The organism is Marinifilum breve (assembly GCF_003202155.1).
Classification (GTDB): Bacteria; Bacteroidota; Bacteroidia; order Bacteroidales; family Marinifilaceae; genus Marinifilum; species Marinifilum breve.
The window spans coordinates 26,955-39,556 of the sequence record NZ_QFLI01000001.1 but is presented as its reverse complement, the minus strand read 5'-3'; the positions used below and the strand labels follow the sequence as shown (position 1 = coordinate 39,556).

General features: G+C 36.5%; 10 protein-coding genes. 9 read left to right on the top strand and 1 reads right to left on the bottom strand.

Annotation, left to right across the window (positions count from 1 at the left end; translation table 11 throughout):
- Positions 1-2 precede the first annotated feature (2 nt).
- The 6 genes from DF185_RS00120 (at position 3) to DF185_RS00095 (ending at position 9,053) form a co-directional block, all read left to right on the top strand.
- The gene (locus DF185_RS00120; protein ID WP_110358696.1) at positions 3-1,157 is read left to right on the top strand and encodes a PD-(D/E)XK nuclease family protein; all 1,155 of its coding nucleotides are present in this window, start codon (positions 3-5) and stop codon (positions 1,155-1,157) included.
- Positions 1,158-1,211: 54 nt separating this feature from the next.
- Positions 1,212-2,768: a type I restriction-modification system subunit M gene (locus DF185_RS00115; protein WP_110358695.1), complete on the top strand. Its 1,557-nt coding sequence runs from the start codon at positions 1,212-1,214 to the stop codon at positions 2,766-2,768.
- Positions 2,765-4,009, top strand: coding sequence for a restriction endonuclease subunit S (locus DF185_RS00110; protein ID WP_110358694.1), 1,245 nt, complete (start codon positions 2,765-2,767; stop codon positions 4,007-4,009). The genes DF185_RS00115 and DF185_RS00110 overlap by 4 nt, the downstream gene beginning before the upstream one ends.
- Positions 4,010-4,077: 68 nt before the next feature.
- Complete coding sequence (locus DF185_RS00105; protein ID WP_110358693.1) at positions 4,078-7,254, top strand: type I restriction endonuclease subunit R; 3,177 nt, start codon at positions 4,078-4,080, stop codon at positions 7,252-7,254.
- 367 nt (positions 7,255-7,621) lie between these two features.
- Positions 7,622-8,314, top strand: coding sequence for a M48 family metallopeptidase (locus DF185_RS00100; RefSeq protein WP_110358692.1), 693 nt, complete (start codon positions 7,622-7,624; stop codon positions 8,312-8,314).
- Between the two features lie 22 nt (positions 8,315-8,336).
- Positions 8,337-9,053 (top strand): hypothetical protein, encoded by a 717-nt coding sequence (locus tag DF185_RS00095; RefSeq protein ID WP_133249910.1) that lies wholly within the window; start codon positions 8,337-8,339, stop codon positions 9,051-9,053.
- Positions 9,054-9,479: 426 nt separating this feature from the next.
- Here the strand turns inward: DF185_RS00095 and DF185_RS00090 are convergent, their stop codons facing one another.
- On the bottom strand, positions 9,480-10,406 hold the full coding sequence (locus tag DF185_RS00090) for a LytTR family DNA-binding domain-containing protein (RefSeq protein ID WP_133249909.1): 927 nt from the start codon (positions 10,404-10,406) through the stop codon (positions 9,480-9,482).
- A 704-nt stretch (positions 10,407-11,110) separates the two neighbouring features.
- Between DF185_RS00090 and DF185_RS00085 the strand changes: the two genes are divergently transcribed.
- From DF185_RS00085 to DF185_RS00075, 3 genes are all read left to right on the top strand, one after another.
- Positions 11,111-11,818, top strand: coding sequence for a sensor histidine kinase (locus DF185_RS00085; protein ID WP_110358689.1), 708 nt, complete (start codon positions 11,111-11,113; stop codon positions 11,816-11,818).
- A 46-nt stretch (positions 11,819-11,864) separates the two neighbouring features.
- Positions 11,865-12,242, top strand: coding sequence for an HU family DNA-binding protein (locus tag DF185_RS00080; RefSeq protein ID WP_110358688.1), 378 nt, complete (start codon positions 11,865-11,867; stop codon positions 12,240-12,242).
- Positions 12,243-12,368: 126 nt separating this feature from the next.
- Positions 12,369-12,578, top strand: a complete 210-nt coding sequence (locus tag DF185_RS00075) for a hypothetical protein (protein WP_133249908.1) — start codon at positions 12,369-12,371, stop codon at positions 12,576-12,578.
- Positions 12,579-12,602: the final 24 nt, after the last annotated feature.

Sequence of the window (12,602 nt, the reverse complement as noted above, 5' to 3'; positions counted from 1 at the left end):
ATATGACATACGTCTTATCAGAACTGCAGGATTTTCTGCAAAAAACCGATATTCCCAAAATTAAAGTCAAACCCAAAACTTTTCTTGGAATTGCCAAACAACCACATTACGAGAATGTGCTTTCAAACCTATATGCCTTCTTCTTTAATGTAAATGAAGAGCATGGCTTAAAAAAATTATTCATTTCGTCTTTTCTTGAGATTCTTGAAAGGAAGATGAATGTACACAAAAGCTTTAGCAGTTTAAAGAATGGGTTTAGTATCAGAACAGAGTTTGGTACAGGAGAAGGCAGAATTGATTTACTCTTCACCAATGATTTAGTTGCAATTATTATTGAAAATAAGGTGTATCACATTTTGAATAACGATTTGGATGATTATTGGGAGAGTATATCAAGAGATCAGAAAATAGGTGTTGTTTTATCGCTTAGGAAAATCCCTTTTACCGGACATGAGAATTTCATAAATGTTACCCATTTGGAATTAATGAATGAGGTGATCAACAAGTTAAACGATTACAAAGAGCAGGCAAATCCTAAATATTTGGTGTTTCTGGAAGATTTACATCAAAATATAAAAAACTTAAGCATGAGTCATATAAAGGAAGATGAGTTAGAATTATTTCTTGCTCATAAAGAGAAAATTAATCAAGTTGTAAAATACAGAAAACATGTTCAAACTCATGTTGAAGAAGAAATTGAAAAAGCATGTAAAGAGTTAGGTGGCAATTTAAAACTTGTAAAGCCCAAAGATAAAAATCGTGGAAAACGATTAAGGTACATGCAATCGCCTGTTAATAAAGATTTAATGATTACCGTTGTTTATGGTGAATTGTTGAACGATACGGAAGGAAAACTATATCTTATCGTTGAACTAAGAAACAAGCTCCTAAAGAAACGATCACAGTTTAGACAAATTAATTTTTCTAAAGACACCGAATCCATCAGAAGAGATGAGTTTTTTACAGAGAAAGAGAAGGATTGGGATCATTTTGCCAGTAATGAATATGCCATTCACTTAAAAGACTTACATGACCTGAGTTTTTTTATTGTCAGTGCACTAAAAAAGGATGGCCTTTATACAGTATACAAGCAGTTGAATGACTTTTTGAAGGGGAGGAAGAAATCTTTACAAAAATTGGAGGAATCGCACTCCTAGTTGTATTTAGCTTTCCAATAATTCTCTATCTTCGCTAGCCTAATTACATACATTATGACATTACAATTGGAAACTCTGGAATCCTGGTTGTGGGAGTCCGCTAACATACTAAGGGGCAATATTGATAGCTCCGACTTTAAGAATTACATTTTCGGATTACTATTCCTAAAACGCGCCAACGATGTGTTCGAGGAAGAGGTGGAAAATGCCATGAAAGAAGATCCAAGCCTTACGCGTGAAGATGCCAAGGCCGATGCTTACCTTAAAATTCCTGTGGAAGCTCGTTGGAACGAGTTGACGAAATTAACCGAGAACATTGGCATTGCTCTCGACAAAGCTTTTGCTGCCATTGAGCGCGACAATGAAGATTTGGAAGGCGTAATGACCGCCACCAAGTTTGGTGACAAGGACAAATTGCCCGATGATGTAATTCAACGCCTGTTGTCTCACTTTAATCAATATTCCTTACGAAATGCCGATTTATATACGCCTGATTTATTAGGTGATGCTTACGAGTACCTGATCAAGCAATTTGCTGACGATGCTGGCAAAAAAGGAGGAGAATTCTACACGCCTCGTGGTGTTGTGAAGCTAATTGTAGGTTTGATTAAACCAGAGCCTCGTCAACGCATTTACGACCCAACCTGTGGTTCGGGTGGTATGTTGATAGAATCGGCTCGTTACATTGCAGAGCAACCTGAAGGAAAGCAGGGCGATAACATTAACGTTTCCCTTTTCGGACAGGAAAAAAACATTGGTACCTGGGCCATTGGAAAGTTGAACATGCTACTGCACAATTTTTCCGATGCCGATTTGCGCAAAGGTGATACCTTGGTGAATCCACAACACAAAAGTGATGACACAACACTTGATGTCTATGACCGTGTGATTGCTAATCCTCCTTTCTCAGCGAAAGAGTGGTGGACACCTGCCGAAATCAACCCGGAAATTAAGGTGGACAAAAATGGCAAGGAAAAGAAGGTAACACCAAACTATGCCAAGAAAGTCAGTGATCCTTTCGGACGTTTCCACTTTGGAATCCCACCACGTGGCTATGCCGATTTGGCTTTCTTGCAGCACATGATTGCTGTGTTAAGAGCTGATGGGAAAGCTGGTGTAGTATTGCCACACGGTACATTGTTCCGTGGCAGTGCCGAAGGAAAAATTCGAAAAGCTTTATTGCAAGCCGATATCGTAGAAGGAATTGTTGGCCTGCCATCAGCCTTATTTTACAATACGGGCATTCCTGCTTCCATCTGGATCATTAACAAAGAGAAAGCAGCCCACCTGAAAAATAAGGTGCTGATTGTTGATGCCTCCAACGACTACAAGGAAGGTAAAAACCAAAATGAGTTGGAAGACAAACACCTTGAAAAAATCATGGCTGCCTACGATGCCCAAACCGATGTAGACAAATACATGCGCATAGTGCCATTGGATGAAATCAAAGAGAATGACTATAACCTGAACATTTCACGTTACATCGATACTTCAGAGCCAGAACCAGAAATTGATCTGGCAGCCGTACAAGCCAATATCAAATCCTTAGAGGAAAAAGAAAAAGAGATTGACCTGCAATTGGCGAACTTCTTAAATGAGCTAGGGCTATGAGAGAGGGGTATAAGAAAACGGTTTTAGGGGAGATTCCTGAGGAGTGGACCGTAAAGAATTTATCAGAGATTAATGAACCTAATACGAAAATTTCTTACGGGGTTGTACAACCAGGTCCCGAAGATATTAATGGAGTTTTATTTATTAGAGGAGGTGATATTAAGAGTGGGAAAATTAACAATAACCTTCGAACAATAACAAATGAAGTTTCAGCAAAATATACAAGAACAATATTAAGGGGAGGAGAATTGTTGGTTTCTTTGGTAGGATATCCAGGTGAATGTGCAATTGTTCCAATGGAATTAAAAGGAGCAAATATTGCCCGTCAAGTTGGAATTGTTCGAATAACTAATGAGATCGATTCCAATTATATTAAACAATACTTAAGCTCTGCTTCTGGGAAAAAGAATTTATTAGGGAACTTGGTTGGATCAGCACAGCAGGTTATTAATTTAGATATGCTTCGAAAAGTAAATATTCCGTTACCTCCACTCCCAGAACAACAAAAAATAGCCAACATTCTCTCAACAGTAGATCAAAAAATAGAGAACATTGAGCAGCAAATAACCGAAAATACCCAGCTTAAAAAAGGCCTAATGCAAAAGCTGCTGACCAAAGGTATTGGCCATACCAAATTTAAAGATTCTCCTTTGGGTGAGATTCCTGAGAGTTGGGAGGATTGTACTTTTGGGGATATAGTTTCTTTTTCAGGAGGTGCGCAACCACCACGAAGTACATTTAAATATGAGCCGCAAGATGGGTACATCAGGTTGATTCAAACTAGAGATTATAAGTCAGATAAATATGTTACTTACATACCTGAGGAATTAGCTCGTAAAAGATGTAATGAAAATGATATCATGATTGGAAGATATGGTCCTCCGATTTTCCAAATACTAAGAGGGCTAAAAGGGGCGTACAATGTAGCATTGTTAAAAGCAATTCCAAATAAAGAAAAATTAGATGACGAATATTTATATTACTATATTAGTCAATATAATGTATGGGCATTTGTTGAAAATTTGTCTCAAAGAAGCGGTGGACAAACTGGTGTTGATTTAATTCAATTAAGGAAATATCCTTTCCCTCTGCCACCAGTTGAAGAGCAACAAAAAATAGCCACCATCCTCACCAGAGTTGACAACAAACTAGAGGTTTTGCAAAATAAAAAGACAGAATATCAGCAATTGAAAAAAGGATTGATGCAACAATTACTAACAGGAAAAATTAGAACCGTATAAAAACACTAAGACCTGACAGGTTTCTGAAACCTGTCAGGTCTAAACACCAAAACAATAAACCACCACAAATGACCCAAACACCCGAGTATACCTACAGCGAAAAACCTGCCCTCAATCTCTTTCAAAAACTAGGCTACACCTATTTGCCAGATTCGGCTGTTACCGAACGGGAAGACATTACACAAGTAATATTACAGGATCGCTTGCGTGCAGCCATACAGCGTATCAATCCATGGATGGATGAAATCAATCTGGAGAAAGCCTTTCACAAAATCACTTCTGTGGCAGGCAATTCCTTGATGGAGATCAATCAGGGCATTTGGAAATTGTTGGAGGGAAGAAGCTATAGCGAAAAGCAGATCCTTAATGGGGAAGAGAGCTGGAATCCTGTCCATTTCATTGATTACCAAAATCTGGAGAACAACGATTTTTTGGTGGTGAACCAAATGAAGTTTCATGGGAGATTGAAGAATTCCATTCCCGATATCATGGTATATGTGAACGGTTTGCCTTTGGCAGTAATTGAGTGCAAATCGCCCACAGCATTGGATGCTTTCGATTCTGCCTATGGCGATTTAAAATACTATCAGAAATATTCCGAGAAGGTATTTCATTACAACCAGCTTTGTGTGGGCATGTGGGAAGTTGGTGCAAGATATGCAGCCATTGGGGTGCCCCAAAAGTTTTACCTGCCTTTCAGACAAAAAAAGGAGGATCAATTTCCGGATGATCTGAAAACAGAACAGGACCGTTTGATCTATGCCTTATTCGAAAAAAAGCGCTTCCTCGATCTCATTCGCAATTTTGTACTGTTTGAAGTAGAGGAAGGAATCACAATTAAGAAATTACCACGTCATCAGCAAGTAAGGGCCACAAATAAAACCCTGAAGCGATTGGAAAATGATGAGGGAGGTGTGGTTTGGCATACCCAGGGAAGTGGAAAATCCTTAACCATGGCCTACATTACCCGAAAGCTGCGTGCTCAGGAGAATGGTTTCGAAAATCCTACAGTAATTGTAATGACCGACCGTAAGGATTTGGATACCCAAATTACTAACACCTTCCGTAATGTAGGATTCAAGAATGTGGCACAGGCTGGTTCGGTTTCCCATTTGGACAGCCTTTTGCGTAACGATTATGGTGGTATCGTCACTACTACCTTGCAAAAGTTTCAGGAAAAGGAAGATGAGGAAACTACCGTTCAAGATCATACTCAGGAAGAGGAACAAGATGATATTCGCATTGTAAAAAGTATTGAGGGGAAAATTCTGACAAAGATTACTCAACGCAAAGAAAACGGACGCTGGATAGAACAGGAAAGGGAAGTGATTGAGATGGAGGAGCTGTCTACCAAGAAAAACATTTATGTGTTGGTAGATGAAGCTCACCGTTCGCATTATGGCTTTTTGGCCTCTTTCATGCGCACTGTATTGCCTCATGCAAAATTTGTGGCTTTTACAGGTACGCCCATCAGTAAGGAAGATAAGTCTACTTTGGCAGAGTTCTACGGTGGTGAGTACATCGATGTATATACCATTAACGAATCGGTGGCCGATGAGGCAACTGTGGAGTTGCGCTATGATGAGGGGATCGCTCAACTCAACATCCGCAAAGAGGAATTGGATGCGGAATTTGAAGAGAAATTTGGTCACCTGAGCGAGGAGAAAAAAGACAAACTGAAAAACGAGGCGCTACGTAAATACCAGTTCTCCAAAGAAAGGATTGAGGAGATCTCCAAACACATCATCGATCATTATCGCGATAAGATATTCCCGGATAAGCACAAGGCCATGATCGTCTGCAGCGGCCGAAGAGGAGCCTTAAAATACAAGCAGGAAATCGACAGATTGCGCGAAGAGGGCTATCACAACTTTCAGTCTAAGGTGATCGTTACCATTGGTTCGCCAAAGAATGATTTAATTGCACGTGAGCATTATGAAATCATCGATTGGAACAAGAAACATCCCGACAATCCCAAACCACTTTTGTTGGTGCCAAGCAACGACATAGAAACGGCCCAGAAGGATTACAAATTGCCTTTCGGGGATGAAAAGGATCTTGCCAAATCGGGCAAGAAACAATACGATAACACGGCATTGCTTATTGTTTCGGATATGTTACTAACGGGCTACGATGCGCCCATTGCTTCCTGCATGTATCTGGACAAGTCATTACGTGAGCATGGTTTATTGCAAGCCCTTACCCGTGTTAATCGATCGCGAAAAGGAAAGAATGCTGGATATATTATCGATTACAATGGAATTACAGCCAATTTATTGCAAGCCTTGGATATGTTCTCAGGCGATGTGAAACTGAAGCCAGACGATATTCTGAAGAACGTCAATGAAGAATTGCCTCACTTGGCAGGACATCATGGCAAACTGCTTGATTTTTTCAAGCCCATTCGAATCGATAGAAAATATCGTCGTGCAGACTTTATGGATGCAGCTTTTCGATTGTTGGAGGCAATAGACAAACGTGATCGGTTCAAGATTCTATTGAAGAATTTCAACAAATCCATCAATATTGTATTGCCGGATAAAAGAGCTTTAAAGTATCAGGAGGATTTCAAGCTATTCAATGAAATCAAGCTACGTGCGCGTAATATTTTTCCTGATGATCAATCTTTAAAGATCTCAGAAGATGAAAGTAAGATGCTTCAGGAAATGATAGACAAACACTTGAAAGCGGAAGGAGTGGAGAATCTTCTGGAGGAACCGGTTTCCATTATCGATAAGGAAAAGTTCAAAGAGGCACTTTTAGATGCTTCGCCAGCCACCAAGGAGCTGAAGATGCGAAACAACCTGAAATATACCATTAAGGTAGGCCTGGACAAGAATCCCGATTTCTACAAGCCATTGGCACAACGTCTGGAAGAACTCTTGAAACGACGAAGGGAAGAACGCATTACTCAATTGGACCTGTTGAAAGAGTACGCCAAAATGATGGATAACATTTCGGAAAACGAAGCAGAAAGTACTCGCAAGGGATTCATTACCGATCGCGAAAAGGTGGTTTACGACTCCATGAAAACAATATTCAACGGAGGAGCTGAAGATGCAGCCAATACCATTTTCGAACTCGTAAAGGGTGAACTCAATATCGTTGACTGGGAAAGCAAGAACAGGGTGCAAATCGACATGAAGAAAAAAATCAGAAACTTCCTAAGCGTGATGATGACAAGAGAAGAGGCACGCCTAAAATCGGAAGAACTGGTCAACCTCATGATTAAAAACAAAGGTTAAAACAAAACTTTGATGCTCTCACTTAAAGCTACTCTTTATACACATTTATTTTCCAGAATATAATCCGAAGGAAAATAATTTATACAATCGTTTATTACTAAATTCTCCCTTTCTAGGGGAGATCCCGACAGGGAGAGGGGTGTATTTTGAATTATATCTGTCTTATCTCACCCTTTAGTCTGTCGACAGTTTCCCTAAAAGGGAAACACTCAATTTGAAAATACTTTAAATGATTCAGCATTGCTAAATCAAAAGAATTGTTTCAGATTTGTGTATAAAGAGTAGCACTTAAAGTGAGGGTATCAATAAAAATAGATAGAAGCCTGACAGTGTTTATAGGATCTGTCAGCGTTCAATAAATAAGAAAATGAACAAGGTCCCATACGGCAACACAAGCATTAGTTACGTTTTCGAAGAAAACAAAGAACTCAAATCTCACTACATCACTGTAGAACGAGACAGGGGCGTTGTGCTCAAAGGAAAAGCCATTTCTCAGGCTCAAGCCGATGCTTTAATTCTAAAAAAAGCAGCTTGGATCATCGAGAAACTGGAAATGGTTCGTTCCATTGATACTGGTAAACTACAAACAGGTTCTCGAATTACTTACCTGGGGCGAAGCTATTATTTGTCTATTATAGAAGATGAATCTTACAAAAAAATAGAGGTGCAATTCACCTGGTCCAAATTCATTGTACACCTGCCTAAGAAATTACACAGCCAAGAGAAGCTAGCTGATGCCATAGCTCAATACCTACGAAAAAAGGCCATCTCTAAAATCAGCCAGCGAGTAAGCCATTGGGAAAAGCAAACAGGATTGAAAAGTGAGGCCCTGCAGTTCATGAAAATGAACAAGCGCTGGGGGAGCTGCACTCAACAAAACAAAATCATCATCAACGTTGATGCCATCAAACTCCCATGGCCTTTAATTGACTACCTGCTTGTTCATGAACTCGTTCACACCAAAGTAAAAAGCCATTCCAAAGAATTCTGGGCGGAACTCTCCAAGCACATGCCCAACTGGAAACAACTGGACGAACGCATGGGGGATATGAAAGTCTAATTCTATTGAAATCATTATGAGTATGACATTCGATATTATATTTACAATTTTAATCATCATTTTTATTCTTTATACCAAGGGAGAAAGTGCTATTACACATCCTAAATTTAAAGCATTAATAAAATGGATTGATAATGGCTCAATATGGTTAGTTCGAAAATCAGTGCAATCAAGTTTTACTAATTTTTATAGGCGTCGAGGCAAATTATTAAGATTCTTGATGGCTTCTAACTTCTTTCTAATTGGCTTTTTAGGAGATTTGCTCTGGTCATGGATTACGCTATCTCTTGTAATTATAGAATTGATACTAGTTTTTGTTTACTATACAATTAAACCAATTCCTGTATACTTACAGCAAATTAAAAAAGCAATATTAGAGTCGCGACACAATCTAATATTGTTCATTGTAGGAGGAGGTGTTTTTTGGATGGTGTGTTACAAATCTCTCAATCAGAAAATCCAGGAGGTGCTAGCAGAGTTAAAAACTTTATACAACTTGCTTAATCCAATGCAGGTTAAATATATTATTGTAATCCTAATACTTGTACTAGCAGTACCTCTCTTTCCTCTTATTTGGCGACTAATAATTTGGCTTCTTTCAAGGATGTATAAAATATTTGTTGTCATATGTTTCCAATTAAATCGAAGAAAGCCAATTCGTTCTGCAATATTATTGGTGTCAATTATTACACTTGTCATTACAAAAACACTTGAAATATTATTGAAAGCATCTAATTAATTGCGATGGATAGTGTTCTTCATTATAGAAATTAATAAAGCCTATATTTTATTGGTATCCCTGCAAAGATGCAAGGCCTTGCGGCTGTACAATATGCAAATCAATTGTAAATTTTCATTAAATTGGTATTCCTTAGAGACGAGATACATCGCGCCTCTTCAGCATCAATATTGAAAATAATGACCCAAAAATTCCAAAACAAATACCGCATAGCCAACGCCCGATTAAAAAATTGGGATTATGGCAGCAATGCCATTGTTTTGTGACGATATACTCCTACGAATGGCCTTTTATTACCAACTCTATCAGGTCCTTTGGACTCTGACAGGTTTTCGTGAGATTGGGTTTGAAACCTGACGGAGTTATTTGGCCTATTGGCATAACGACAGTTGAAGTTTTTCTAATTATAGAACTTCAACTAAAATTTCATTTCTTTTTCTCTGAGAGTTTATTCTGAATAAAAACAATTTTCTTAGGCGAAACAGGTATGTCTTCTGAATAGTTTAAGAGTCTAAGGAATGAAGTTTTTTTTATGGAATTAGTATAAGCAGATTTAAGGTAATTAAGGTTAATAATATAGGATTTGTGACATCGATAAGTTTGTTCAACATTAATTAACTGCTGTTCTATATTAGCCATTGAATTGCGAAGAATAAACTGCTTAAATTCTTTATTGCAACATAAATAAAATACCTTGATATAATGACCATCCGATTTTGCTGCTATAAACTGAGAAATATCAATATCCAATAACTCATTTTCATTCTTCCCTTTCAAGGTTATTTTAGGAGTGGAACTTGCGTATCCAAATCTTGTTTTGTTACTTGCTAGATTACTTAAAAGAGTATCACTTTTTCCTTGCTTTTCAAAGCTCAAGAAAATATCAAATGAATGTATGATAAGATATAGTAATAGACCAATTCCAATAGTGTAAATGAACAGCACAATAAAAAAACTATCAGGTAGCATAGGAATATCATTGTATCCATAAAATTGCTCAAATAGGTAATTAACATGTATAACTGTGTATAGCCAAACTGAAAGCCATGCTGTTAGAAAACATAAGCCAAATAAGCCGATTTCCAAAAACTTAGTCCATCTTTTTTTATTGTGGGGAGAAAAAATAAGAAAGCTAAATGCATAAGACAAGCAGCCCAAAAAGCTAATGCCAGTAGTTAGGATTAATTGAGGTTTTAGGTCGTAATTAGAGAGAATGTAAGGTTGAAAAAACATGAGGATACAAAATATCCCTATGAATATAAAAATCAGAGTCTTATAGGTGTTGTGCATTAAATAACCAAAAAGAGATTCTCGAACCAAATACTCTTTTAAATCTTTGATAAGTTTTTTCATTACTATATTATATTGAATATACCTATCCACTTTTCATTTCCACTGCAAATGTATCACTACTAATGAAATAAAATTGTTAATTATCGTTAATTTATAGGGAGCCTATATAAAAATATGTTGTAATACTTATATTCTCTATAGAATCATATTTTTTTTTGCTTATTCTATACGATTGTGGAGGTGGATATATCTAGTTAATTATTGAATATTACCTATTGTTCTCAACTAAAATGACATTTTTCTAGCATTTAATAGTAGAAAAATTGCACTAAAGCTTTCAGTATTTTCGTATGATTATGAAAATACAATTACTTCATGAAGTTTCAAGTTGTTGATGTCCAGAATTATAAATAAGAATATGTGAAAATATAGAATTGATGTGAAAAACTACTTTTTATGTTACAAGCTAGCTAATAGTTTTGTTTTAGTCTGATTTCCCGTGAGAAATGTTAATAACAAAATTGCATTAATAGTAAGTTTGGGGCAGGAGTGATTGCAGAAATGAGCTTAGGGTTATGCATTATAAATAAGATTTGTATACTCTTGTATTTCAATCGACATCAATAGATTAAGGGCATCTAAATAATAATTTTATTCACTTTTCATTTACCTAAAACCTGATGCCCTTATTCTTATTGTTTAAACATTCACATGAATTTAAAATCAGAGTATAGATATAATAGTATTAATTGTAATGTGAAAACATGAAGTATAATATAAAATTACAAAACGCAAATGAATTGCCATGTAGGTTGTTGTTAATTAAAACCTTAGCGCATGATTTAACCTCTCCTATTAGAACCATTTATGGTTACACCTGTTTATTAGAAGATTCTAACTGTAGTTTTAAAGAAAACGAATTAAAAGAAATTTATAAAATCATCAACGAGTTAGCTAAGAATGCTATAAATCAAGCTGAAATGCTTGCAAAATTCAATTTTGATATAGAGCTATTTATTCAAAACCATATCGAATTTTCTTTTCCTACTTTAATTAGAAATTTACTAAGTGAGTATACAACTAGACTAGACGAGAAGTATTTACAAGTAAAAAGTCAAATTAATTTATCGGAAGGAACAATAAAAGCAAACAAATATTCTCTTAGTATCATAATAAGAAATCTAATAGATAATGCTGTGAAATTTTCACCTTGTCATTCTGAAATAGTACTATCAGTAGAGGAGGAAGATCAAAAAATTAAATTCTCACTTTTTAATTTATTTGATAAACAATCTTTATTACATCTAGATCGAAAATCAACTAAAAACATTCAAATAGAAGGAAATGGTGGTTTAGGATTGGGGCTTTGCTATTGCAAGCAAATTGCCTCTATTACCAATATTGTCTTACAGTTCGAATCTATTTATGGGAATGGGTTTTTAGCCAGTGTTCTTTTTAGTAATAAACCTTAACCATTCGAAACATCTTCAAATTAAAAACTAGTTAAATAATTAAGCCATGAAGTATAGACCTATTGAAAAAAAGAATCCACAAGATCGTTCACAATCTAAATTTTACGTTCAACCAGTTAGAGGTGGTACTTGGGGACGAAAAGAGATAGAAACTTATCTGGTTGAAAAAACAGCGTTAAGTAAGGCCGAAGCGAGAGGTGTAACTATAACACTTGTCGATTTTATAAAAGAGGAATTACTTAAGGGAAATGCAATAAAAGTAGAAGGGTTAGGAACTTTCTCAATTAGAGTAAAAAGTGAAGGTTCTGACACAGCGGAGGAGGTTACTGCCAAGAATGTAAAAAGTGTTATCATTAGCTTCCGATCGGATAGCGAACTTCGAGAGGAGGTAAGTAAAATAAAGTTTAAAAAAATTAGTGATTAATAGATAATAATTGGTTTGGTACGTTTGTGCCTCTTGTTAACAGCGCTTCTTAATCATTTAGGGAGCGCTTCTTACAAAAGTGTAGAGCATATCTCAATCAAGTAAACAACTAGATATATATAAGAAGTGAAGCGTACAAAAATGTGTGTTGTTTTTGTCCTGTTGTTTGAAAGCATTGAGGTGTTGAATCGCATTGCTCCAAACGAAAAGTACACGGAAATGATCAATTTCATTAACGATTGTACACAGCGTTATCAGGCCATAGCGAAAACTCGCTCAACCAAAAATGAAAATGCAAAAGAAGTAAGTGAAGAAACAGAAGAACAAGAGGCATAAATAAAAAAAGCAGAGGCTCCACAA